This window comes from Klebsiella sp. 10-1 (genome assembly GCF_009758445.1).
GTDB classification, from domain to species: Bacteria; Pseudomonadota; Gammaproteobacteria; order Enterobacterales; family Enterobacteriaceae; genus Klebsiella; species Klebsiella scottii.
On sequence record NZ_WQRE01000005.1, the window covers coordinates 18,724 to 42,166 of the forward strand.

At 53.8% G+C, this 23,443-nt stretch carries 22 protein-coding genes; 18 read left to right on the forward strand and 4 right to left on the reverse strand.

Annotation, left to right across the window (positions count from 1 at the left end):
* Window positions 1-5: 5 nt before the first annotated feature.
* The 10 genes from rsmG to GO007_RS18265 all read left to right on the forward strand — a co-directional run bounded on the left by rsmG (window position 6) and on the right by GO007_RS18265 (window position 8,127).
* On the forward strand, window positions 6-629 hold the full coding sequence (gene rsmG / locus GO007_RS18220; protein WP_095102974.1) for a 16S rRNA (guanine(527)-N(7))-methyltransferase RsmG: 624 nt from the start codon (window positions 6-8) through the stop codon (window positions 627-629).
* 616 nt (window positions 630-1,245) lie between these two features.
* Window positions 1,246-1,626: a F0F1 ATP synthase subunit I gene (gene atpI / locus GO007_RS18225; RefSeq protein WP_095102338.1), complete on the forward strand. Its 381-nt coding sequence runs from the start codon at window positions 1,246-1,248 to the stop codon at window positions 1,624-1,626.
* Window positions 1,627-1,634: 8 nt separating this feature from the next.
* Entirely contained in the window at window positions 1,635-2,450 is an 816-nt protein-coding gene (gene atpB, locus GO007_RS18230; protein ID WP_041143359.1) for a F0F1 ATP synthase subunit A, read from the forward strand.
* 47 nt (window positions 2,451-2,497) lie between these two features.
* Window positions 2,498-2,737: a F0F1 ATP synthase subunit C gene (atpE, locus tag GO007_RS18235; protein WP_000429386.1), complete on the forward strand. Its 240-nt coding sequence runs from the start codon at window positions 2,498-2,500 to the stop codon at window positions 2,735-2,737.
* Window positions 2,738-2,791: 54 nt separating this feature from the next.
* The gene (atpF, locus tag GO007_RS18240) at window positions 2,792-3,262 is read left to right on the forward strand and encodes a F0F1 ATP synthase subunit B (protein WP_041143358.1); all 471 of its coding nucleotides are present in this window, start codon (window positions 2,792-2,794) and stop codon (window positions 3,260-3,262) included.
* A 14-nt stretch (window positions 3,263-3,276) separates the two neighbouring features.
* Complete coding sequence (atpH, locus tag GO007_RS18245; protein ID WP_045853731.1) at window positions 3,277-3,810, forward strand: F0F1 ATP synthase subunit delta; 534 nt, start codon at window positions 3,277-3,279, stop codon at window positions 3,808-3,810.
* A gap of 12 nt (window positions 3,811-3,822) precedes the next feature.
* On the forward strand, window positions 3,823-5,364 hold the full coding sequence (gene atpA / locus GO007_RS18250) for a F0F1 ATP synthase subunit alpha (RefSeq protein WP_041143356.1): 1,542 nt from the start codon (window positions 3,823-3,825) through the stop codon (window positions 5,362-5,364).
* Between the two features lie 50 nt (window positions 5,365-5,414).
* Window positions 5,415-6,278: a F0F1 ATP synthase subunit gamma gene (gene atpG / locus GO007_RS18255; RefSeq protein WP_095102340.1), complete on the forward strand. Its 864-nt coding sequence runs from the start codon at window positions 5,415-5,417 to the stop codon at window positions 6,276-6,278.
* A gap of 26 nt (window positions 6,279-6,304) precedes the next feature.
* Window positions 6,305-7,687 carry a F0F1 ATP synthase subunit beta gene (gene atpD, locus GO007_RS18260; protein WP_041143354.1) on the forward strand — a complete coding sequence of 461 codons (1,383 nt, stop codon included), beginning with the start codon at window positions 6,305-6,307 and terminating at the stop codon, window positions 7,685-7,687.
* 20 nt (window positions 7,688-7,707) lie between these two features.
* Complete coding sequence (locus tag GO007_RS18265) at window positions 7,708-8,127, forward strand: F0F1 ATP synthase subunit epsilon (RefSeq protein WP_041143353.1); 420 nt, start codon at window positions 7,708-7,710, stop codon at window positions 8,125-8,127.
* Between the two features lie 409 nt (window positions 8,128-8,536).
* On the opposite strand, the gene GO007_RS18270 is transcribed toward GO007_RS18265, so the two are convergent.
* Window positions 8,537-10,720, reverse strand: coding sequence for a right-handed parallel beta-helix repeat-containing protein (locus tag GO007_RS18270; protein ID WP_095102342.1), 2,184 nt, complete (start codon window positions 10,718-10,720; stop codon window positions 8,537-8,539).
* A gap of 345 nt (window positions 10,721-11,065) precedes the next feature.
* Here GO007_RS18270 and glmU point away from each other — a divergent pair, with 345 nt between their 5' ends.
* The 7 genes from glmU (at window position 11,066) to phoU (ending at window position 19,644) form a co-directional block, all read left to right on the forward strand.
* Window positions 11,066-12,436 carry a bifunctional UDP-N-acetylglucosamine diphosphorylase/glucosamine-1-phosphate N-acetyltransferase GlmU gene (gene glmU / locus GO007_RS18275; protein ID WP_095102344.1) on the forward strand — a complete coding sequence of 457 codons (1,371 nt, stop codon included), beginning with the start codon at window positions 11,066-11,068 and terminating at the stop codon, window positions 12,434-12,436.
* Between the two features lie 203 nt (window positions 12,437-12,639).
* On the forward strand, window positions 12,640-14,469 hold the full coding sequence (gene glmS / locus GO007_RS18280; RefSeq protein ID WP_095102346.1) for a glutamine--fructose-6-phosphate transaminase (isomerizing): 1,830 nt from the start codon (window positions 12,640-12,642) through the stop codon (window positions 14,467-14,469).
* A gap of 472 nt (window positions 14,470-14,941) precedes the next feature.
* The gene (gene pstS / locus GO007_RS18285) at window positions 14,942-15,982 is read left to right on the forward strand and encodes a phosphate ABC transporter substrate-binding protein PstS (protein WP_095102348.1); all 1,041 of its coding nucleotides are present in this window, start codon (window positions 14,942-14,944) and stop codon (window positions 15,980-15,982) included.
* A 125-nt stretch (window positions 15,983-16,107) separates the two neighbouring features.
* Window positions 16,108-17,067 carry a phosphate ABC transporter permease PstC gene (gene pstC, locus GO007_RS18290; protein WP_095102349.1) on the forward strand — a complete coding sequence of 320 codons (960 nt, stop codon included), beginning with the start codon at window positions 16,108-16,110 and terminating at the stop codon, window positions 17,065-17,067.
* Window positions 17,067-17,957 (forward strand): phosphate ABC transporter permease PstA, encoded by an 891-nt coding sequence (gene pstA / locus GO007_RS18295; RefSeq protein WP_095102351.1) that lies wholly within the window; start codon window positions 17,067-17,069, stop codon window positions 17,955-17,957. Before pstC ends, pstA begins: the two co-directional genes overlap by 1 nt.
* Window positions 17,958-18,003: 46 nt before the next feature.
* Window positions 18,004-18,777, forward strand: coding sequence for a phosphate ABC transporter ATP-binding protein PstB (pstB, locus tag GO007_RS18300; RefSeq protein WP_095102353.1), 774 nt, complete (start codon window positions 18,004-18,006; stop codon window positions 18,775-18,777).
* A gap of 141 nt (window positions 18,778-18,918) precedes the next feature.
* Entirely contained in the window at window positions 18,919-19,644 is a 726-nt protein-coding gene (gene phoU / locus GO007_RS18305; RefSeq protein ID WP_004107251.1) for a phosphate signaling complex protein PhoU, read from the forward strand.
* A gap of 86 nt (window positions 19,645-19,730) precedes the next feature.
* On the opposite strand, the gene yieH is transcribed toward phoU, so the two are convergent.
* Window positions 19,731-20,396 carry a 6-phosphogluconate phosphatase gene (gene yieH / locus GO007_RS18310; protein ID WP_095102356.1) on the reverse strand — a complete coding sequence of 222 codons (666 nt, stop codon included), beginning with the start codon at window positions 20,394-20,396 and terminating at the stop codon, window positions 19,731-19,733.
* A gap of 169 nt (window positions 20,397-20,565) precedes the next feature.
* Here yieH and adeP point away from each other — a divergent pair, with 169 nt between their 5' ends.
* On the forward strand, window positions 20,566-21,903 hold the full coding sequence (gene adeP / locus GO007_RS18315) for an adenine permease AdeP (RefSeq protein ID WP_095102362.1): 1,338 nt from the start codon (window positions 20,566-20,568) through the stop codon (window positions 21,901-21,903).
* Window positions 21,904-21,947: 44 nt separating this feature from the next.
* Here adeP and GO007_RS18320 read toward each other — a convergent pair whose 3' ends face one another.
* Window positions 21,948-22,514, reverse strand: a complete 567-nt coding sequence (locus GO007_RS18320; RefSeq protein WP_095102365.1) for an NADPH-dependent FMN reductase — start codon at window positions 22,512-22,514, stop codon at window positions 21,948-21,950.
* 37 nt (window positions 22,515-22,551) lie between these two features.
* Window positions 22,552-23,289, reverse strand: coding sequence for a 4'-phosphopantetheinyl transferase family protein (locus GO007_RS18325; protein WP_095102368.1), 738 nt, complete (start codon window positions 23,287-23,289; stop codon window positions 22,552-22,554).
* Window positions 23,290-23,443: the final 154 nt, after the last annotated feature.

Consider the following 23,443-nt stretch of genomic DNA (forward strand, 5'->3'; position numbering starts at 1 on the left):
CGACCGTGCTCAACAAACTTTCTCGTCTCCTGGATGAAGCGGCTATTACGCTCACCGATCATCAGAAAAATCAGCTGGTGGCGTATGTTGGACTGCTGGATAAGTGGAACAAAGCCTATAACCTGACCTCCGTTCGCGACCCGAATGAGATGCTGGTGCGGCATATTCTCGACAGCATTGTCGTTGCCCCCTATCTTCAAGGAAGCCGTTTTATTGATGTCGGCACCGGTCCCGGACTGCCCGGTATTCCGCTGGCCATCGTACGCCCTGAATCACATTTCACCCTGCTGGATAGCCTGGGCAAGCGCGTACGCTTTCTTCGCCAGGTTCAGCATGAGCTGAAGCTTGAGAACGTGACGCCGGTACAGAGCCGGGTAGAAGCGTTCCCGGCCGAGCCGCCGTTTGATGGCGTGATCAGCCGCGCGTTCGCTTCGCTGAGTGATATGGTGAGCTGGTGTCACCATTTGCCGGCGGAAGAAGGGTGTTTTTACGCGCTCAAGGGCGTTGCTCAGGAAGAGGAAATCACCGATTTGCCAGTCGGATACGCGGTGAGCGAGGTGATTAAACTGCATGTTCCTCAGCTGGAAGGGGAGCGCCACCTGGTGGTGATTAAATCAAAAATGATTTAATTTTTACCAAAAAATGTGGAAAAAATGTCACCTGCGCATGTTACAAAAATGAATGTAACGTCGGGGTATTATCGGGTGACATTTAACCATATGTTCACTATGCCTTTTCTGATGATTAACTTTTGTCGATTCATTTACCAGCACAATAGTCAACTTTGAAAATATCAGTCCGCTACAAATCAAGGCGCTGAACAGGCATATAGTTGTTAAATATTTATTATAAATGTCAATAAAAGGTTTTTAATGTATGTTGGGTTGTTTTGTAAAAAGTCCCTACTTTTTATCTTGAATATCAAAAGGATGAAAAGTCATGATTTATGAACAGAATTAATTCACTAAAACCTTAAATGTTTATAATGTGATCTAATGCACGCTTTATAGGCCGTATTTTCTCGGTATTTGCAGTTTTGCATGATCGCTCACAGATTGGCAAAATGCAGGAAAAGTTGCCTGTCGGAAAATAATTAAACATTTATTCACTATTTTGCTACTTATTGTTTGAATTCACGGGGCGTCACCGTATAATTTGTCCGCTTTTTGATGCTTGACTCTTCGCCTCAAAGGACGTTTTATACGACACGCGACATACCTCGAAGGGAGCAGGAGTAAAAACGTGATGTCTGTGTCGCTCTTGAGTCGAAACGTTGCTCGTAAGCTTCTGTTTATTCAGTTACTGGCAGTAATAGCAAGTGGACTGCTGTTCAGCCTCAAAGACCCCTTCTGGGGCGTATCCGCGATATGCGGTGGTTTGGCGGTCGTTGTGCCAAACATAATGTTTATGATTTTTGCCTGGCGTCATCAGGCGCATACACCAGCCAGAGGCCGAATGGCCTGGACCTTCGCTATCGGCGAAGCCTCCAAGGTGTTGCTGACCTTCGCCCTCCTCGTGATGGCGCTGGCCGTTTTCAAAGCGGTATTTTTACCGCTGATAGTGACGTGGGTTTTGGTGCTGGTGGTACAAATTCTGGCACCAGCTGTAATTAACAACAAAGGGTAAAAGGCATCATGGCTGCAGAAAATATGACGCCGCAGGAATACATAGGACACCATCTGAATAACCTTCAGCTGGACCTGCGTACTTTCTCGCTGGTGGATCCGCACAACCCCCCGGCCACCTTCTGGACGCTCAACATTGACTCCATGTTCTTCTCAGTGGTGCTCGGTCTGTTGTTCCTTACCATTTTCCGTAGCGTTGCGAAGAAAGCGACCAGCGGAGTACCGGGTAAACTCCAGACGGCTATCGAGATGACCATCGGCTTCGTCCATGGCAGCGTTAAAGATATGTATCATGGCAAGAGCAAGCTGATTGCTCCGCTGGCCCTCACCGTGTTCGTCTGGGTATTCCTGATGAACCTGATGGATCTGCTGCCAATCGACCTGATTCCTTATATCGGTGAACACATTTTCGGCCTGCCTGCACTGCGCGTGGTTCCGTCTGCGGACGTAAACATCACCCTGTCGATGGCGCTTGGCGTGTTTATCCTGATTCTTTTCTACAGCATCAAAATGAAAGGCGTGGGTGGGTTCGTTAAAGAACTGACGCTGCAGCCGTTCAATCACTGGGCGTTCATTCCTGTCAACTTAATCCTTGAAGGGGTAAGCCTGCTGTCCAAACCTGTTTCACTGGGTCTGCGACTGTTCGGCAACATGTATGCCGGTGAGCTGATTTTCATTCTGATTGCTGGTCTGTTGCCGTGGTGGTCACAGTGGATTCTGAATGTGCCGTGGGCCATTTTCCACATCCTGATTATTACGCTGCAAGCCTTCATCTTCATGGTTCTGACGATCGTCTATCTGTCGATGGCATCCGAAGAGCATTGATTTTTACCAACATACTACGTTTTTACTGAAATAAACTGGAGACTGTCATGGAAAACCTGAATATGGATCTGCTGTACATGGCTGCCGCTGTGATGATGGGTCTGGCGGCGATCGGTGCTGCGATCGGTATCGGCATCCTCGGGGGCAAATTCCTGGAAGGCGCAGCGCGTCAACCGGATCTGATTCCTCTGCTGCGTACTCAGTTCTTTATCGTTATGGGTCTGGTGGATGCAATCCCGATGATCGCTGTAGGTCTGGGTCTGTACGTGATGTTTGCTGTCGCGTAGTAAGTTGTACGTAAGAAACCTAAGCCACAGAGTTAATTTAAGAGGTATTGTGCTGTGAACATGAACGCAACAATCCTCGGCCAGGCCATCGCGTTTGTTCTTTTCGTATGGTTCTGCATGAAGTACGTATGGCCGCCTTTAATGGCTGCCATCGAAAAGCGGCAGAAAGAGATTTCTGACGGCTTAGCTTCTGCAGAACGCGCTAAGAAGGATTTGGACCTTGCACAGGCCAACGCGACCGACCAGCTGAAAAAAGCGAAAGCGGAAGCCCAGGTAATCATCGAGCAGGCGAACAAGCGTCGCGCTCAGATTCTGGATGAAACTAAAGCTGAAGCAGAACAGGAACGCACCAAAATCGTCGCACAGGCGCAGGCTGAAATTGATGCCGAACGTAAACGTGCTCGTGAGGAGCTGCGTAAGCAGGTCGCAATCCTGGCTGTTGCTGGCGCCGAGAAGATCATCGAACGTTCCGTGGATGAAGCTGCTAACAGCGACATCGTGGATAAACTTGTCGCTGAACTGTAAGGAGGGAGGGGCTGATGTCTGAATTTGTAACGGTAGCTCGCCCCTACGCCAAAGCAGCTTTTGACTTTGCCGTCGAACACAAAGGTGTTGAGCGCTGGCAGGATATGCTGGCGTTTGCCGCTGAAGTGACTAAAAACGAACAAATGGCAGAGCTTCTGTCCGGTGCCCTGGCGCCGGAAACGCTCTCTGAAGCGTTCATCGCGGTCTGCGGCGAGCAGCTGGACGACAGCGGCCAGAACCTGATTCGGGTTATGGCTGAAAACGGTCGTCTGAAGGTGCTCCCGGATGTTCTTGAGCAGTTCATTCACCTGCGCGCTGCCAGTGAGGCAACCGCAGAGGTAGATGTTATTTCTGCCACCCAACTGAGTGAAGAACAGCTCGCGAAGATTGCCGACGCGATGGAAAAACGTTTGTCACGCAAAGTTAAGCTGAATTGCAAAATCGATAAGTCTGTACTGGCAGGTGTTATCATCCGTGCGGGTGATATGGTCATTGATGGCAGCGTACGCGGCCGTCTTGATCGCCTTGCAGACGTCTTGCAGTCTTAAGGGGACTGGAGCATGCAACTGAATTCCACCGAAATCAGCGAACTGATCAAGCAGCGCATTGCTCAGTTCAATGTTGTGAGCGAGGCTCACAACGAAGGTACTATCGTTTCCGTCAGTGACGGTGTTATCCGCATCCACGGCCTGGCCGATTGTATGCAGGGCGAGATGATCTCCCTGCCGGGTAACCGCTTCGCTATCGCACTGAACCTGGAGCGCGACTCCGTAGGTGCGGTGGTGATGGGTCCGTACGCTGACCTGGCCGAAGGCATGAAGGTTAAATGTACTGGCCGTATCCTGGAAGTTCCTGTCGGTCGTGGCCTGCTGGGCCGCGTGGTGAACACCCTGGGTGCACCCATTGACGGTAAAGGTCCGGTTGAACACGATGGCTTCTCGCCAATCGAAGTTATCGCACCGGGCGTAATCGAACGTCAGTCCGTCGACCAGCCGGTACAGACCGGTTATAAATCCGTCGATGCCATGATCCCAATCGGCCGTGGCCAGCGTGAGCTGATCATCGGTGACCGTCAGACCGGTAAAACCGCGATGGCAATCGATGCGATCATCAACCAGCGTGATTCCGGTATTAAGTGCGTCTACGTGGCTATCGGCCAGAAAGCGTCCACCATCTCTAACGTGGTACGTAAACTGGAAGAACACGGCGCGCTGTCCAACACCATCGTTGTTGTGGCGACCGCTTCTGAATCCGCAGCGCTGCAATACCTGGCTCCGTATGCCGGTTGCGCAATGGGCGAATACTTCCGCGACCGTGGCGAAGATGCGCTGATCGTATACGATGACCTGTCTAAACAGGCCGTTGCTTACCGTCAGGTGTCCCTGCTGCTCCGCCGTCCGCCAGGACGTGAAGCATTCCCGGGCGACGTGTTCTACCTCCACTCCCGTCTGCTGGAGCGCGCATCCCGCGTTAACGCTGAATACGTTGAGAACTTCACCAAAGGTGAAGTGAAAGGTAAAACGGGTTCCCTGACCGCGCTGCCGATTATCGAAACGCAGGCTGGTGACGTTTCCGCATTCGTTCCGACTAACGTAATTTCCATTACCGATGGTCAGATCTTCCTGGAAACCAACCTGTTTAACTCCGGTATTCGTCCGGCGGTCAACCCGGGTATCTCCGTATCCCGTGTTGGTGGTGCTGCTCAGACCAAGATCATCAAGAAACTGTCCGGTGGTATTCGTACCGCTCTGGCACAGTATCGTGAACTGGCTGCGTTCTCTCAGTTCGCATCCGATCTGGACGAAGCAACCCGTAAACAGCTGAGCCATGGTCAGAAAGTAACCGAGCTGCTGAAACAGAAACAGTATGCGCCGATGTCTGTAGCACAGCAGGGCCTGGTCCTGTTTGCTGCTGAACGCGGTTACCTCGAAGATGTGGAACTGGCGAAAATCGGTAGCTTCGAAGCCGCTCTGCTGGCTTACGTTGACCGTGACCACGCTCCGCTGATGCAAGAGATTAACCAGACCGGTGGCTATAACGACGAGATCGAAGGCAAGCTGAAAGGCATCCTCGACTCCTTCAAAGCAACCCAGTCCTGGTAAAGTCTGGCGGCTTGTCTTAGGGCAAGCCGCACGGCATTGAGGAGAAGTTCATGGCCGGCGCAAAAGAGATACGTAGTAAGATCGCAAGCGTCCAGAACACGCAGAAGATCACTAAAGCGATGGAAATGGTCGCCGCTTCCAAAATGCGTAAATCGCAGGATCGCATGGCGGCCAGCCGTCCTTATGCAGAAACCATGCGCAAAGTGATTGGTCACCTTGCGAACGGTAATCTGGAATATAAGCACCCTTACCTGGAAGAACGCGACGTTAAGCGCGTAGGCTACCTGGTGGTGTCGACCGACCGTGGTCTGTGCGGTGGCTTGAACATTAACCTGTTCAAAAAGCTGCTGGCGGATATGAAAGTCTGGTCCGATAAAGGCGTTCAGTGCGATATCGCAATGATCGGCTCTAAAGGCGTTTCTTTCTTTAATTCCGTAGGCGGCAATATTGTCGCTCAGGTGACCGGCATGGGTGATAACCCGTCCCTGTCCGAACTGATCGGTACGGTAAAAGTGATGTTGCAGGCCTATGATGAAGGCCGTCTGGACAAGCTGTACGTTGTCAGCAACAAATTTATTAATACCATGTCTCAGGCTCCGACCATTACTCAGCTGCTGCCGCTACCGGCGTCAGACGATGCTGATCTGAAGCGTAAATCCTGGGATTACCTGTATGAGCCAGATCCAAAAGCGCTGCTGGATACCCTCCTGCGTCGCTACGTTGAGTCTCAGGTTTATCAGGGCGTGGTAGAAAACCTGGCCAGCGAGCAGGCCGCACGTATGGTGGCGATGAAAGCCGCTACCGATAATGGCGGCAGCCTGATTAAAGAGCTGCAGTTGGTATACAACAAAGCTCGTCAGGCCAGCATTACTCAGGAACTCACCGAAATCGTCGGTGGTGCATCCGCGGTATAACCAGGTTAATTCGTAGAGGATTCAAGATGGCTACTGGAAAAATTGTCCAGGTAATCGGCGCCGTGGTTGACGTCGAATTCCCTCAGGATGCCGTACCGCGCGTGTACGATGCTCTTGAGGTACAAAATGGTAACGAGAGTCTGGTGCTGGAAGTTCAGCAGCAGCTCGGCGGTGGTATCGTACGTGCTATCGCCATGGGTTCTTCCGACGGTCTGCGTCGTGGTCTGGAAGTTAAAGACCTCGAGCACCCGATCGAAGTCCCGGTTGGTAAAGCAACGCTGGGTCGTATCATGAACGTGCTGGGTCAGCCGATCGATATGAAAGGCGACATCGGTGAAGAAGACCGTTGGGCTATCCACCGCGCGGCACCTTCCTACGAAGAGCTCTCCAGCTCTCAGGAACTGCTGGAAACCGGCATCAAAGTAATCGACCTGATGTGTCCGTTCGCTAAGGGCGGTAAAGTCGGTCTGTTCGGCGGTGCGGGCGTGGGTAAAACCGTAAACATGATGGAGCTGATCCGTAACATCGCGATCGAGCACTCCGGTTACTCCGTGTTTGCGGGCGTAGGTGAACGTACTCGTGAGGGTAACGACTTCTACCACGAGATGACCGACTCCAACGTTCTGGATAAAGTATCCTTGGTTTACGGCCAGATGAACGAGCCGCCGGGAAACCGTCTGCGCGTTGCGCTGACCGGTCTGACCATGGCTGAGAAATTCCGTGACGAAGGTCGTGACGTACTGCTGTTCGTCGATAACATCTATCGTTATACCCTGGCCGGTACGGAAGTATCCGCACTGCTGGGCCGTATGCCTTCAGCGGTAGGTTATCAGCCGACTCTGGCGGAAGAGATGGGCGTTCTGCAGGAACGTATCACCTCCACCAAAACCGGTTCTATCACTTCCGTGCAGGCGGTATACGTCCCTGCGGATGACTTGACTGACCCATCCCCAGCAACCACCTTTGCTCACTTAGATGCAACCGTGGTACTGAGCCGTCAGATCGCGTCTCTGGGTATCTACCCGGCCGTTGACCCGCTGGACTCCACCAGCCGTCAGCTGGATCCGCTGGTTGTTGGTCAGGAACACTACGACACCGCGCGTGGCGTACAGTCTCTGCTGCAACGTTATCAGGAACTGAAAGACATCATCGCCATCCTCGGTATGGATGAGCTGTCTGAAGAAGATAAACTGGTGGTAGCTCGCGCGCGTAAGATCCAGCGCTTCCTGTCCCAGCCGTTCTTCGTGGCAGAAGTATTTACCGGTTCACCGGGCAAATACGTCTCCCTGAAAGACACCATCCGTGGCTTTAAAGGCATCATGGAAGGCGAATACGATCACCTGCCGGAGCAGGCGTTCTACATGGTTGGTTCCATCGACGAAGCCGTGGAAAAAGCCAAAAAACTTTAACGCCTTAATCGGAGGGTGATATGGCAATGACTTACCACCTGGACGTCGTCAGCGCAGAGAAGCAAATGTTCTCTGGTCTGGTCGAGAAAATCCAGGTAACGGGTAGTGAAGGTGAGCTGGGTATTTTCCCGGGTCACGCCCCGCTGCTCACCGCCATTAAGCCTGGTATGATTCGCATCGTTAAACAGCACGGTCATGAAGAGTTTATCTATCTGTCCGGCGGCATTCTTGAAGTGCAGCCTGGCAGCGTGACCGTACTGGCTGATACGGCAATTCGTGGCCAGGATCTCGACGAAGCACGAGCCCTGGAATCGAAGCGTAAAGCGGAAGAGCACATTAACAGCTCTCACGGCGACGTAGATTACGCTCAGGCGTCTGCGGAACTGGCCAAAGCGATCGCCAAACTGCGCGTTATCGAATTGACCAAAAAAGCGATGTAACACCGGCTTGAAAGTTAAAAGCCAGTCTGGTTTCCAGGCTGGCTTTTTTTATGGTTTCGTTTCAGTAATTTCAAAACTAAAAAGACATTTTAAAAATTTTGTGATGATAATCTCATTTTTGTTGATCGCTCAAAAAATGAGGCGTAGACTTCTTTTTGTGATGTGCATCACAAAAAATAATTTATCAAAACGTCTCTCTATTCAGGAAGTCATCATGAAACTGCTCAATAAAATCATCGCCTTCTTCAGCACTATGAACGTGACCTTCGGTACCTTCAATAACTAAGAAGCCCGCTCTCCGGCCTGCATTTGCGCTGTACCGCTAACTAAAACGACAACACATGCGGTGTGAAGCAGGAAAGAAAGTAAAAGGTCGCCCGCGGGCGACCTTTGTATTTTAGGGCCAGTATCAGGAACGAGGCTGGCTACGGCTGAGGAAATCGCCGGTATTGAAACGGCCATCCGCATGGCGCAGCAGCGGGTCCGGCAGCGCCAGCGTTTGATAGTCGTCGCTCTTAATGCTCTTTCCCTGGGCGTTGATGCTCTTACCGTCGTGGATAAAATAGTTGCTGTCGTCGATATTGCCGACCACGGCATCATCATATTTTCCAGGCTGGCTGCGCAGGGAGATATTGTCGCTAAACGAGCCCTGAGTCTCGGGTTTACCGTACGGGCTGGCGCGGAAGATGTAGTTAAAGCGCTGATTATCCACCGCCACGTTGTTGACCACCACCAGCCTGCCGGGGTTGAAGTTATCCGTAAAACCGTCCAGGTGATTGCCAATCGCAATGCTGTTGCGCACTTCATGCGCCACCGGCTGCCCTTCCCCACCCAGCTTAAAACCATTGCTGGTGTTATTACGGGCAATTGAATTCTCGATCACCACAACGCCATTGGCGCCATCTTCAATCTTGTTGAACAGGTCAAATCCGTCGTCGATATTATCGTAGGAGTAGCACCCTTCGAGCCGGTTTCCCTCACCCACCCGCATTTTTACCGCAAAACCATCGGCGTTGATCTTGCCCGGATCTTCATTACTGAACGATTCGGAGTTGACCACCCGGTTGTAGCTGGCCCACAGCGGGCGCCCCACGTCCGGCGGAGAGGAAATTTGAATCCCGGTATCATCGTTGCGATAAGCGGTGACGTTCTCAATCAGATTATGACTGCCCTGCACGCGCAGGCTTTTATCGGTGACGGCGATCCCCTTGATATGCCAGTAGCTGGCGTCGAGCTGCAGGCCGTGAATGACCGCCTTTCCGTCGGCCCGCAGCGTCTTGGGTTGCCCTTTGAGCCCGCTGGCGCTGAGCGGGATCTGCGTTTGCGGATAGTCTCCGGCGGCTAAGATAAGCGTGCCGCCAGCCGGCAGTAGCTCCACGCCGCGGGAGAGAGTGAGCGGAGCGTCAGCCGTTCCGCTGGCGTTTGCCTGCCCTTGCGCAGAGACGTAGAGGGTACGGCCTTCTACGCCGGCGCTGCGTTCAACCGTTAGCGTTTGCGCTACCGGCTTGCCGCTGGTGGCCGGAGTAAACTGAACCTCGAAGGTGTTCCTGTCTTTGAGCGTGGCGGGTTGAGTAAACATCTCCCCGGCTTTGACGGCTATGTCCTTGCCGATGATGACTTCGTCCTGGCGGACGGTAAAACGCCCGTCATAGTTAGCCCGCGCCTGCAGAATGTACTCCGCGCTTTGGCTTGTGGCGCCAGAGGCAATCTGCATCACAACCGGCCAGGCTTTCGCAATATAGGGCGGAGAAGCCTGCGTCCTGGCTGCTGAAGTCGTCAGCGAGGCGTTGCTGATGGTGATTTTGGCATTACGCGAGGCGAAAAAGCCGACGTAGTAATGGTCTTTATCCTGCTGGGCAATCGTGTCGCTGCGGGGAACCTTCTTGCTTACCCATTCGCTGCTGCCCGTCGGCGCCCATGAGGTGATGAAACCGTCGTTAGTGCGTTCCAGCTTGAGCTGAAAGGCTGGGGTTTGCTGGAGATCGATATTCTCTTTGTAGCTCTGCCTGGTAATAGAAGAACCGGCATTGCCCCAGGGCTGGGAAATCCCTTCCCGGCCAATCGCCTGCAGTTTTATATGCGCATGATCTTTCTTATCCTGGGTCACGATCGCGTTCATGAGCATATTCGATGCTGCCGGAAACTCTTCATAGCCCACCTTTAAAGGCTGCTGACGTGGCAGACCGATAACATCACGAACCAGCAGTCCCGCGCCTTCCTGCGCTGCCGGACGGGCGCCGTTCTCCGGGCCGAACTGATCCACCGTTACCGTTGCCTGCAGGATAAAATTTTGGCTAACCGGCAGCGTGGTATAAAAGAAGGTCAGGCCATCATGCGAATTCGCGATCTTGCCTCCCCGACTCTCGATGGTTACGGGGGCGCTGAGATCGGCGGTATCCTGGGGAGTCAGCTTTTTGCCTGCGATGGTGACGTCATTAACCCCGATTTTTTCCGGCAGTACGTTGGAGGAGAAATTCACATCGGTTGATTGACCAAAAGCGATACCTCGCCAGACACGAGCCTCGCCAGCGTGCAGCGGCAATGCGATAATTGAGCTACAAAGGGCTAATGCCAAAGGGATTTTTTTATTCATTTTTTTCTCCAGAGTAAATAATGAGCAGCATTATCATCGGAATGAAACGGTGTTTCTATTTACCGCGTCACAATAAATGAATATTAAAATCATGTTTCATTTTGTGTTTTCGCTTTATTCAGGCGTCGAAAAAACAGGAAAAGCAGTGGGATAGCAGATATTCATCTCTCTTATCAGGTTTTTTCGGAGATAAACTGATTTGCAGTGACTAAAAATAGCGCCATAAAATGGTGTATAGCGTTGAGCCTGAGCGTTTTATCCTCGTCTCGTTTCATGATGAAAAATATGTAGTAATTTCAACGTGAAAGGCTTTTACTTTTCGTTCTAACAGCTGTCAGGATGCGTATGTCAAACAGTGCGATGAGCGTGGTTGTCCTTGCCGCAGGCAAAGGGACCCGCATGTATTCCGATCTTCCCAAGGTGCTGCACTCCTTGGCTGGGAAGCCAATGGTGCAACATGTCATTGATGCGACTAAAGATTTAGGCGCTTCTTCCGTACACCTTGTGTACGGGCACGGCGGCGATCTGCTGCGTCAGGCGCTGCATGAAGACAATCTTAACTGGGTTCTGCAGGCGGAACAGCTGGGTACCGGCCATGCGATGCAGCAGGCGGCGCCATTCTTCGCCGATGATGAAGATATCATGATGCTGTACGGCGACGTCCCGCTGATCTCCGTCGATACCCTGCAGCGCCTGCGCGCCGCCAAACTGCAGGGCGGCATTGGCCTGCTGACGGTGAAGCTGGACGATCCGAGCGGCTATGGGCGCATTACGCGTGATAACGGCCGGGTTAGCGGCATTGTTGAGCATAAAGATGCCAGCGAAGCGCAGCGTCAAATTCAGGAAATCAACACCGGGATCCTGATCGCCGGCGGCGCGGATTTAAAACGCTGGCTGGCGAAGCTGACGAATAACAACGTCCAGGGCGAATACTACATTACCGATATTATCGCGATGGCGTATCAGGAAGGCCGGGAAATCGTCGCCGTCCACCCTCAGCGTTTAAGCGAAGTTGAAGGCGTCAACAACCGCCTGCAGCTATCCCGCCTCGAGCGCGTCTATCAGTCTGAACAGGCGGAAAAACTGCTGCTGGCGGGCGTTATGCTGCGCGATCCGGCGCGTTTTGATCTCCGCGGCACGCTGGCGCATGGGCGCGATGTTGAGATTGATACTAACGTTATCCTTGAAGGGAACGTGGTACTGGGCGAACGGGTGAAAATTGGCGCCGGCTGCGTGATTAAAAACAGCACCATCGGTGATGACTGTGAAATCAGCCCGTACTCCGTGGTGGAGGATGCCCATCTGCAGGCGGCCTGCACCATCGGACCTTTCGCTCGTCTGCGCCCAGGGGCGGAGCTGCTGGAAGGCGCGCACGTCGGCAACTTTGTCGAAATGAAAAAAGCGCGCCTGGGCAAAGGCTCGAAGGCGGGGCATCTCTCCTATCTGGGGGATGCGGAAATCGGCGATAACGTGAATATCGGTGCAGGTACCATCACCTGTAACTATGACGGCGCCAATAAATTTAAAACCATTATCGGCAACGACGTGTTTGTCGGGTCGGATAGCCAGCTGGTGGCGCCCGTAACCGTTGGCAACGGCGTGACGATCGCCGCCGGCACCACGGTTACCCGCGATATTGCTGATAATGAATTAGTATTAAGCCGCGTGCCGCAGGTCCATAAGCAGGGCTGGCAGCGTCCGGTGAAGAAAAAGTAGGTCATTTACCCCTCATCCTTCCGGGATGAGGGCCGGGGTGAGAGGATAAAATAATCCTCCCCCCATAGCAGTAACCATAAAAATAACCCCACTCTCTACAAGGCTCGGGGCGCCCGGAAAGGGCATTATCCAACGTAAATGCGTTGGGTAAACACAGGTCAGCGACAACGCATGGCATAACGCCATTATCAGGAAATTTAACTATGTGTGGAATTGTTGGCGCAGTCGCGCAGCGTGATATTGCTGAAATCCTTCTCGAAGGTTTACGTCGTCTGGAATACCGTGGCTATGACTCTGCCGGTCTGGCAGTGGTTGATAACGAAGGACACATGTCCCGCGTTCGTCGGCTCGGTAAAGTACAGATGCTGGCTCAGGCGGTAGAAGAACAGCCGTTGCACGGCGGTACGGGGATTGCCCATACCCGCTGGGCGACCCACGGCGAACCGTCAGAGAGCAATGCGCATCCGCATGTTTCTGAACATATTGTGGTGGTCCACAACGGCATCATCGAAAACCATGAACCGCTGCGCGAGCTGCTGCAGTCGCGTGGCTATATTTTTGTATCAGAGACTGATACGGAAGTGATTGCTCACCTGGTGCACTGGGAGCTGGAGCAGGGCGGAACCCTGCGGGAAGCCGTTCTGCGCGCCATCCCACAGCTGCGCGGCGCCTACGGTACCGTCATCATGGATACCCGCGATCCGGGCACCCTGCTGGCCGCTCGTTCAGGCAGCCCGCTGGTTATTGGTCTGGGGATGGGGGAGAACTTCATCGCCTCCGATCAGCTGGCGCTGCTGCCGGTGACCCGCCGCTTTATCTTCCTCGAAGAGGGCGATATTGCGGAAGTCTCCCGCCGCTCGGTGGTGGTATTTGATAAGTCAGGCGCGGAGGTTAAACGCCCGGATATCGAATCCAACCTGCAATACGACGCGGGCGATAAGGGCATCTACCGCCACTACATGCAAAAAGAGATCTACGAGCAGCCGAACGCTATCAAGAACACCCTGACCGGGCGGATTAGCCACGGAGAAGTCGATCTGAGCGAACTGGGCGCCAACGCCAACGAGATGCTGTCTCAGGTTGAGCATATTCAGATTGTCGCCTGCGGCACTTCGTATAACTCCGGGATGGTTTCTCGCTACTGGTTTGAAGCGCTGGCCGGCGTGCCTTGCGATGTCGAAATCGCCTCTGAATTCCGCTATCGCAAATCGGCAGTACGCCGCAACAGCCTGATGATCACTCTTTCCCAGTCCGGCGAAACGGCGGATACGCTGGCCGCCCTGCGCCTGTCGAAAGAGCTGGGATATCTTGGATCTCTGGCTATTTGCAACGTGCCAGGCTCATCGCTGGTTCGCGAGTCCGATCTGTCGCTGATGACCAAAGCGGGCACCGAAATCGGCGTGGCTTCCACCAAAGCCTTCACCACTCAGCTGACCGTGCTGCTGATGCTGGTGGCGAAACTGGCGCGCCTGAAGGGCCAGGATGCGGCGATTGAGCACGATATCGTGCATGGTCTGCAGGCGTTACCGAGCCGAATCGAGCAGATGCTGTCGCAGGACAAGCGTATTGAAGCGCTGGCGGAAAGTTTCTCTGATAAGCACCACGCGCTGTTCCTCGGCCGTGGCGATCAGTACCCTATTGCTCTTGAAGGGGCGCTGAAGCTGAAAGAGATCTCTTATATCCACGCGGAAGCCTACGCTGCAGGCGAGCTGAAGCATGGTCCTCTGGCCCTGATTGACGCCGAGATGCCGGTTATTGTTGTCGCACCGAACAACGAACTGCTGGAGAAGCTCAAATCCAACATCGAAGAAGTTCGCGCCCGCGGCGGCCAGCTGTACGTCTTTGCCGATGGGGATGCTGGCTTTAACAGCAGCGATAATATGCACATCATCCAGATGCCGCATGTTGAAGAGGTGATTGCGCCAATCTTCTACACCGTCCCGCTGCAGCTGCTGGCCTATCACGTCGCGCTGATTAAAGGCACCGACGTTGACCAGCCGCGTAACCTCGCAAAATCGGTTACCGTAGAGTAAGGCGAATTTGCTGAAGCGATGCGCTTTCGCAACTCGCGAGTCAGTTAAAACATCCGGTGGGGCTGATGAAGCTCCCTGGATTTTTTTTCCCTTGCCGTCTGCGGACGGAAAAGCGCGGACCCGCTTTGAATGGCGGTTAAATAAGCATGAATGGCTGCCGGATGGCGGCCTTTTTTGTCGGTTCGCTGGTCGCTTTTTCCGCATGAAGTAAAAAGGCGCGTCCCCTGGCTTTTATGACAACTGACCCGCTTTAGCGCTAAATTTTCCTGTCATAAAAAGAAAATTTTTCCGTAAACTCATTGTCATTATTGTGATTAACTAAATGATTAAAATGGATTTTATTTACCATTATTCTGCGCATAATTCCTTGTCATAAAACTGTAATAATTCGTACATTTTACTGTCACCTCTTTGTCCTATTTTGCTCACCATAGCCTCGAAACAACGATTTACGAATCCAGCAGGAGACATTATGAACGTTATGCGTACCACCGTCGCAACAGTTGTCGCCGCGACCTTATCTATGAGCGCTTTTTCTGCATTTGCAGCAGCAAGTCTGACAGGCGCAGGCGCAACTTTCCCTGCGCCGGTGTATGCCAAATGGGCTGATACTTATCAGAAAGAGACCGGCAATAAAGTGAACTACCAGGGCATCGGCTCTTCCGGTGGTGTAAAACAGATTATTGCCAACACCGTTGATTTCGGTGCTTCTGATGCTCCTCTGGCTGATGACAAGCTGGCTCAGGAAGGTCTGTTCCAGTTCCCAACCGTTATCGGCGGCGTGGTGCTGGCCGTTAACCTGCCAGGCCTGAAATCCGGCGAGCTGGTGCTGGATGGTAAAACGCTGGGTGATATCTACCTGGGCAAAATTAAGAAATGGGATGACGAAGCGATTGCCAAACTCAACCCAGGCAAGAAGCTGCCGGCACAGAATATTGCCGTAGTTCGTCGCGCTGATGGCTCCGGTACTTCCTTCGTCTTCACCAGCTACCTGGCGAAAGTGAACGAAGAGTGGAAATCCAAAATCGGCGCAGGCTCTACCGTTAACTGGCCGACCGGTCTGGGCGGTAAAGGTAACGACGGTATCGCCGCTTTCGTTCAGCGTCTGCCGGGTTCAATTGGCTACGTTGAATACGCCTATGCGAAACAAAACAACCTCGCCTACACCAAACTGCTGTCTGCTGACGGCAAGCCGGTTAGCCCAACGGAAGATAACTTCGCTAACGCCGCGAAAGGTATCGACTGGAGCAAGTCCTTTGCACAGGACCTGACTAACCAGAAAGGTGAAAATGCATGGCCGATCACCTCAACCACCTTCATCCTGGTACACAAAGCTTCCAGCAAGCCTGAGCAGACGGCTGAAGTGCTGAAGTTCTTCGACTGGGCATATAAAAACGGCGGTAAAGAAGCTAACGCACTGGATTACGCAACGCTGCCGGAAAGCGTGGTTGAGCAGGTTCGCGCTGCATGGAAAACCAACGTGAAAGACAGCAGCGGTAAAGCGCTGTACTAATACTTGTTATACTTCGCGCTGCAGGCCATCTTGCTGCGGCGCGAATTATTTTGGGTATAGCATTACCTTTGTCTAACAGGTCAGTAATATAGCGGCCTTTCGGACCCGAACTTAAAGAGTAACCTATGGCTGCAACCAAGCCGGCATTCAACCCTCCGGGGAAAAAGGGTGACATATTTTTCGGCGTGCTGGTCAAACTGGCGGCGCTGATTGTGCTATTGATGCTGGGCGGCATCATCGTTTCCCTGATTATCTCTTCGTGGCCAAGCATTCAAAAGTTTGGTTTTTCCTTTTTGTGGACTAAAGAGTGGGATGCGCCGAACGAAGTCTTCGGGGCGCTGGTTCCGATCTACGGTACGCTGGTTACCTCATTTATTGCGCTGCTGATCGCCGTTCCTGTGAGCTTCGGTATTGCGCTGTTCCTGACCGAACTCTCCCCTGCCTGGCTTAAGCGTCCTCTCGGTATTGCGATCGAACTTCTGGCGGCTATCCCGAGTATCGTTTACGGCATGTGGGGTCTGTTTATCTTTGCGCCGCTGTTCGCGACCTACTTCCAGGAGCCGGTCGGCAACATCATGTCGACAATTCCTTTCGTTGGCGCCCTGTTTGCGGGACCGGCGTTTGGTATCGGTATTCTGGCGGCCGGCGTCATTCTGGCCATCATGATCATCCCTTATATCGCAGCGGTTATGCGCGATGTGTTTGAGCAGACGCCGGTGATGATGAAAGAGTCCGCCTACGGCATCGGCTGCACCACCTGGGAGGTTATCTGGCGCATTGTGCTGCCCTTTACCCGCAACGGGGTGATAGGCGGCGTGATGCTCGGTCTGGGGCGTGCGCTGGGGGAAACCATGGCGGTGACCTTTATTATCGGTAACACCTACCAGCTGGATAGCGCTTCGCTGTATATGCCTGGTAACAGTATCACCTCTGCGCTGGCGAATGAGTTTGCCGAAGCCGAGTCTGGCCTGCACGTCGCCGCGCTGATGGAGCTGGGGCTGATTCTGTTCGTTATTACCTTTATTGTTCTGGCCGCATCTAAGTTCATGGTGATGCGCCTGGCGAAGAATGAGGGAGCACGCTAATGGCGACGATTGAACTACAAACCACCGCTGAGCTGGCGGAATCCCGCCGTAAAATGCAGGCTAAGCGGCGCCTGAAAAACCGGATCGCGCTGGGCCTCTCTATGGGAACAATGGTATTCGGTCTGTTCTGGCTTATCTGGATCCTGATGGCCACCGTGACCCGCGGCATTGACGGCATGAGCCTGGCGTTGTTTACCGAAATGACTCCGCCGCCGAACACCGCTGGCGGCGGCCTGGCTAACGCCCTCGCGGGCAGCGGCCTGCTGATCCTGTGGTCAACGATCTTCGGCACGCCGCTGGGCATTTTGGCGGGGATTTATCTGGCGGAATATGGCCGTAAATCCGCGCTAGCGGAAGTGATTCGTTTTATTAACGATATCCTGCTCTCCGCTCCTTCTATCGTGGTTGGCCTGTTCGTTTACACCATCGTGGTCGCGCAGATGCAGCACTTTTCCGGCTGGGCGGGAGTTATTGCCCTGGCGCTGCTGCAGGTGCCTATCGTGATTCGTACCACGGAGAATATGCTGAAGCTGGTGCCGGACAGCCTGCGTGAAGCGGCCTACGCGCTGGGTACGCCGAAATGGAGAATGATTTCCGCGATCACCCTGAAAGCCTCGGTTTCCGGCATTATGACGGGCATCCTGCTGGCTATCGCGCGTATCGCCGGGGAGACGGCACCGCTGCTGTTTACCGCGCTCTCCAACCAGTTCTGGAGTACCGACATGATGCAGCCGATCGCCAACCTGCCGGTAACGATTTTCAAATTTGCCATGAGTCCGTTTGCGGAGTGGCAGCAACTGGCATGGGCCGGGGTATTGATTATCACCCTGTGCGTACTGCTGCTGAACGTTCTGGCGCGCGTGGTTTTCGCGAAGAATAAACACGGTTAATTTTTTGCGGCGCGGCGAAACGCGGCGCCGAATGAGGAAGAGATTGATGAGTATGGTGAATGCTATCCCGGGTAAACTTTCAGTTCGTAACCTGAACTTCTACTACGGAAAATTCCATGCCCTGAAAAACATCAACCTGGATATTACCAAAAACCAGGTTACGGCGTTTATCGGCCCGTCAGGCTGCGGTAAGTCGACCCTGCTGCGTACGTTCAACAAAATGTTTGAGCTGTATCCGGAGCAGCGTGCGGAAGGCGAAATTTTGCTGGATGGCGATAATATTCTGACCAACACCCAGGACATCGCCCTGCTGCGTGCCAAGGTCGGAATGGTCTTCCAGAAGCCGACGCCGTTCCCGATGTCGATTTATGACAATATCGCCTTTGGCGTTCGTCTGTTTGAAAAGCTGTCGCGCACCGATATGGATGAACGTGTGCAGTGGGCGCTGACCAAGGCCGCATTATGGAACGAAACCAAAGATAAGCTGCATCAGAGCGGCTACTCTCTCTCCGGCGGTCAGCAGCAGCGTTTGTGCATTGCGCGCGGTATCGCGATTCGCCCGGAAGTGCTGTTGCTTGATGAACCGTGCTCCGCGCTGGACCCGATTTCGACCGGGCGCATTGAAGAGCTGATCACCGAGCTGAAGCAGGACTACACCGTCGTTATCGTTACTCACAACATGCAGCAGGCTGCGCGTTGTTCTGACCATACGGCATTTATGTATCTTGGCGAGCTGATTGAATTCAGCAACACGGACGATCTGTTTACGAAGCCCGCTAAGAAGCAAACTGAAGATTACATTACCGGCCGCTACGGTTGATATGCTCCTCAGCTTTCAGGCTGTACCCGCGCTGGCTGCCTTTGCTCACCCCGGTTACGTAGCTGTATATCTACGCACCCGGGGATTTGCGCTGTTGCCGCCTCGCTATGGCCAGAAATCTTTTGGGCATCTGGAGGAACGATGGATAACCTAAATCTTAATAAACATATTTCCGGCCAGTTCAACGCTGAACTGGAGTATATCCGCACCCAGGTGATGACGATGGGTGGGCTGGTGGAGCAGCAGCTTTCTGATGCGATCACCGCGATGCACAACCAGGACAGCGAGCTGGCAAAGCGCGTTATCGATGGTGATAAGCAGGTCAATATGATGGAAGTGGCCATTGATGAAGCCTGCGTGCGCATCATCGCCAAACGTCAGCCTACCGCCAGCGACCTGCGCTTAGTGATGGCGATTATCAAAACCATCGCCGAGCTGGAACGTATCGGTGATGTCGCGGATAAAATTTGCCGCACGGCGCTGGAGAAGTTTTCCCAGCAGCATCAGCCGCTGCTGGTGAGCCTGGAGTCTCTCGGCCGTCACACCGTGCAGATGCTGCATGATGTGCTGGACGCCTTTGCGCGAATGGATCTGGACGAAGCCGTGCGTATCTATCGTGAAGATAAGAAAGTGGATCAGGAGTATGAAGGCATCGTGCGTCAGCTGATGACTTATATGATGGAAGATTCACGTACGATTCCTAGCGTGCTGACCGCCCTGTTCTGCGCCCGCTCTATTGAGCGCATCGGCGACCGCTGCCAGAACATCTGCGAATATATTTTCTACTTCGTTAAAGGCCAGGACTTCCGCCACGTTGGCGGCGACGAGCTGGACAAGCTGCTGGCGGGTAAAGATCCGAAAGAGTAAACGACCGTTCCCCGGCCGCGCGACGCTGGCCGGGGTGACAGGATCTTGCGCAACCCAGGCCCGGCCGAGCGCAGCGATGCCGGAGCTTAGCGGGTAATTTCCCAGCCCCGCGCTTTCCACAGCGCCGGAAGCTGCGCCAAATCGGTAAACATCGTCACTTTCGGATGCACGATCGGCAGGTTATGCGGATCGGCGCAGAAGTAGAACACCTCCATTCCGGCATCAATTCCCGACCGGGCGCCGGCGCTGGAGTCATCAATCAGAATGCAGTTTTCGACGTTAACGTTCATGGCCTTCGCCGCGTGGAACATCAGCGCCGGATCGGGCTTCCAGCGTTGAATATCGTAGCCGCTGTACAGCCTGTCGGGGAAATGGTGCAACATACCGGTTCTGCCGAGCGAGTGCTGCATTTTGCTGACCGGGCCGTTCGAGACCACGCACAGGGGAACCGTCACCGCATCCAGCAGGGCTTCAGCGCCGGCGATAGCCTCCAGCTCTGAATCAAACAGGCGCGCCACCTCGTCGCGATAGACCGGTTCAAGCATCGCCTTTTGCAGGCTGACGCCGTACTCCTCATTTATGGTATCGATGATCTCGTAGAGCTTTACGCCTTTGAAGCGCTTAAAGATCTCTTCTAAATCCAGCGTAATGCCGAACTCTTTGAACATGTGAACATAGGCGCGGGAACAGATCACTTCACTGTCGACCAGCGTGCCGTCACAGTCGAAAAACAGGGCTTCTATTTGGGACATGCTGTTTCCATTTTAACAAGTTTAACGTTTTCGTAATGCCGATTTGCGGGACGCAATCGTTGCCGTATAAGCAAAAGCAATGAAAAAAAATTAACACACAACTGCACCAGGTGTCGCATTTTGGTATAGGATAGCCTCGAATTTTCCCTCCTTTGTTCGGAAACCGATAATGAGTCAACAACAAACCAGCCAGTCTTCTGGCCAGGGTCTGCTGGAGCGCGTGTTCAAGCTGCGTGAACATGGCACGACGGCACGCACCGAAGCGATCGCAGGTTTCACCACCTTCCTGACGATGGTCTACATTGTTTTCGTTAACCCACAAATTCTCGGCGTGGCGGGTATGGATACCAGCGCTGTGTTTGTGACGACCTGTCTGATCGCGGCATTCGGCAGTATTATGATGGGGCTGTTTGCTAACCTGCCCGTCGCCCTGGCACCGGCAATGGGCCTCAACGCCTTCTTTGCTTTTGTGGTGGTTCAGGCAATGGGCCTGCCGTGGCAGGTGGGGATGGGGGCTATTTTCTGGGGGGCCGTTGGCCTGCTGCTGCTGACGATTTTCCGCGTACGCTACTGGATGATTGCCAATATTCCGGTAAGCCTGCGCGTGGGGATCACCAGCGGGATTGGCCTGTTCATCGGTATGATGGGGCTGAAAAATGCGGGCGTAATTGTTGCCAACCAGGACACGCTGGTCAGCATCGGTAACCTGACGTCCCACAGCGTGCTGCTGGGGATCCTTGGCTTCTTTATCATCGCCATTCTGGCGTCGCGTAACATCCACGCGGCGGTACTGGTTTCTATCGTGGTGACAACGCTGCTGGGCTGGATGCTGGGTGATGTTCACTACACCGGCATTGTTTCTGCGCCGCCGAGCGTGATGACGGTTGTGGGTCATGTCGATTTAGCCGGTTCGTTTAATCTTGGCCTGGCCGGCGTTATCTTCTCCTTTATGCTGGTAAACCTGTTTGACTCCTCCGGCACCTTGATTGGGGTGACGGATAAAGCCGGCCTTGCTGATGAGAAAGGTAAATTCCCGCGCATGAAGCAGGCGCTGTTTGTGGACAGTATCTCCTCCGTAGCGGGTTCCTTTATCGGCACCTCGTCGGTCACGGCCTATATCGAATCCTCCTCCGGCGTCTCCGTCGGCGGACGTACCGGCCTGACGGCAGTCGTTGTCGGCATTCTGTTCCTGCTGGTTATTTTCCTGTCGCCGCTGGCGGGAATGGTGCCAGCCTACGCTGCCGCTGGCGCGTTAATTTACGTCGGCGTGCTGATGACATCCAGCCTGTCGCGGGTGAAGTGGGACGATCTGACGGAAGCGGTACCGGCGTTCATTACCGCGGTCATGATGCCGTTTAGCTTCTCTATCACCGAAGGTATCGCCCTCGGCTTTATCTCCTACTGCGTGATGAAGATTGGTACCGGCCGCCTGCGCGACCTCAGCCCGTGCGTAATCATCGTATCACTGCTGTTCGTGCTGAAAATTGTGTTTATCGACGCCCACTGATTTGCCCGCACGAAGCCCTCTCCCAAAAGGGAGAGGGCTGTCACTTAGGCTTTAACGCGCTGAATATAATCGCCAAAGGCGCTCAGCTGTCCGCTGAGATGATCGAGCGTGCTTTGATCGACCACCACTCCCGACTGCGGGTCCACCTTGTTCTGAATAACCCCACCCATAAACTCAGGCTTGTTCATCACCATCGCGTCGAGGAACACCAGAATCTGCCGCAGGTGATACTGGCAGCGCGCGCCGCCGATAGCGCCCATCGAGCTGGTTTGGATCAATACGGGTTTACCCGAGAGCGGCTGTTCAGGCAGGCGAGATAGCCAGTCAATCGCATTTTTCAGGCCGCCGGGAACCGAGTAGTTATATTCCGGCGTCACGATGACCACGCCATCCGCTTCGCGAATCTGCCGCGCGATATCCTGCACGCTTTGTGGGAATCCCTCTTCCTGCTGGAGATCCGCATCGTATAGCGGAATGTTGCCAATCGACGGCAGCGCCGAGATTGCCATGCCCGCAGGGGCGATAGCTGGCAGGGTGCGTGCGACCATGCCATTAAACGACTCTTTGCGCAGACTTCCGAGTAACGTAACAACTTTCAACGTATCAGACATGATTGCTCCTTTGCATCATGATGGCCGGACGGACCGGTCAGTTGAGGGAGAATGCTTTTTCCACCGGCAGGCTGGTAAAGCGCATCAGGCGGGCTGAGGGCTCTTTCGCGCGTACCTGTGCGTTCGGCAGGCTACGCCAGCCGTCGCTGCTCGTGTACTCCCAGACTTTAAGCTGGCCGAGACCCGGAGTGGCGGCGATGGACCAGACCAGCACCGTCTCGGCGTCGCAGAGCGCCTCTATGGGCTGCATGTTGGCGGTACGCAGCCGACCTGAGCCTGGAAGCAGCTGCAGGCGCACGGGCGCTTCGCCGGTGAGCTTGAGGACGCTGCGGCGCAGCGCGACCAGCTGGGCGCGTGCTTCATCAGGATCGTGCTGGTTGTTAATCCATAGATTTTCGTTGCTGTTGAAAACATACCGATTGGCGTCGTGCAGCGGATGCACGCCGCGCGAAGCGTGCTGCAGCTCCATGTCCAGGCCGCAGTCGCCTTCCGTTGTCAGCGTGACGCCAACGATATTTCCGGCATACGAAATGGAAAAGCGGGGAAGATGGCGGTCGCGAAAGACGGGCCTGCCGTCGGCTTCTCTGATGATTTCGGGGAGCTCGCTAATGCCGTACAGCATAAACAGCAGCTCTGCGAGCAGCGACCGCGATGCGCGGTAGCGGGTCTGTCGGTACTCCGGCAAACTTTGGGCGGTTTGATGACAGGCCGCCGACAGGCGTGTCGATAGCGGCTCCCTTGCGCTCAGTATCCCTCTTGCAAAATGCGTTGCCATTCGTCGCTCCGTGATTAATGGTCAGAGATAAAAATTGAGAATTACATTATCGCCTGGAATTGATAGGTTTTAATGCGGAAATCATCCCTTGAAAAGGGGATTATGTGAATTTTACAAATTCTTGCGTAACAAAGAGAGGGGGATACGGATAACA